Source organism: Sphaerisporangium rhizosphaerae, assembly GCF_042665155.1.
Lineage (GTDB): Bacteria > Actinomycetota > Actinomycetes > Streptosporangiales > Streptosporangiaceae > Sphaerisporangium > Sphaerisporangium rhizosphaerae.
Genome location: NZ_JBHTCG010000089.1, coordinates 1 through 988, shown reverse-complemented (window position 1 = coordinate 988; position 988 = coordinate 1). Strand labels below are relative to the sequence as shown.

The window sequence follows — 988 nt, the reverse complement described above, 5'->3', positions numbered from 1 at the left end:
TCCGAGTCGGTCACCGAGGGTCACCCGGACAAGATCGCCGACCAGATCAGCGACGCCATCCTCGACGCCATGCTCAAGGGCGATCCGACGAGCCGGGTCGCGGTCGAGACGATGATCACGACTGGTCAGGTCCATGTCGCCGGTGAGGTGACGACTGAGACGTATGTCGATATTCCGGGTTTGATCCGGGAGAAGATCCTGGAGATCGGGTACGACGCTTCGCACAAGGGGTTCGACGGTGCCTCGTGCGGGGTGTCGGTGTCGATCGGGGCGCAGTCGCCCGACATCGCGCAGGGTGTCGATGACGCCTATGAGGCGCGGGTGGGTGAGGCCGGTGATGAGCTGGACCGGCAGGGCGCCGGTGACCAGGGGTTGATGTTCGGGTACGCCACGCGCGAGACGCCCGAGTTGATGCCGTTGCCGATCACGCTGGCGCATCGGATGGCGCGGCGGCTGTCGGAGGTGCGTAAGAACGGCACCGTTCCCTATCTGCGTCCCGACGGCAAGACCCAGGTCACCATCGAGTACGACGGCGACCGCCCCGTCCGCCTGGACACCGTGGTGGTCTCCACCCAGCATGCTCCGGAGATCGACCTGAAGGAGATGCTGGCCCCCGACATCAAGGAGCACGTCGTCGAGCCGGTGCTGGCCGACCTCGGCATCGAGACCGAGGGTTACCGGCTGCTGGTCAACCCGACCGGGCGGTTCGAGATCGGCGGTCCGATGGGTGACGCGGGGCTGACCGGCCGCAAGATCATCGTGGACACCTATGGGGGTATGGCGCGGCACGGTGGTGGCGCGTTCTCGGGCAAGGACCCGTCCAAGGTCGACCGGTCGGCGGCGTACGCGATGCGGTGGGTGGCCAAGAACGTGGTGGCGGCCGGGCTGGCCGATCGGGCCGAGGTGCAGGTGGCCTACGCGATCGGCAAGGCGCAGCCGGTGGGGGTGTTCGTGGAGACCTTCGGCACCGAGAAGATCGAGGTGGCCA

General features: G+C 67.3%; 1 protein-coding gene. It reads left to right on the top strand.

Annotated elements, in window-relative coordinates; all coding sequences use genetic code 11:
* Nucleotides 1-988: methionine adenosyltransferase (gene metK, locus ACFQSB_RS40175; RefSeq protein ID WP_380832605.1), on the top strand; the 988-nt coding region annotated here is incomplete at both ends.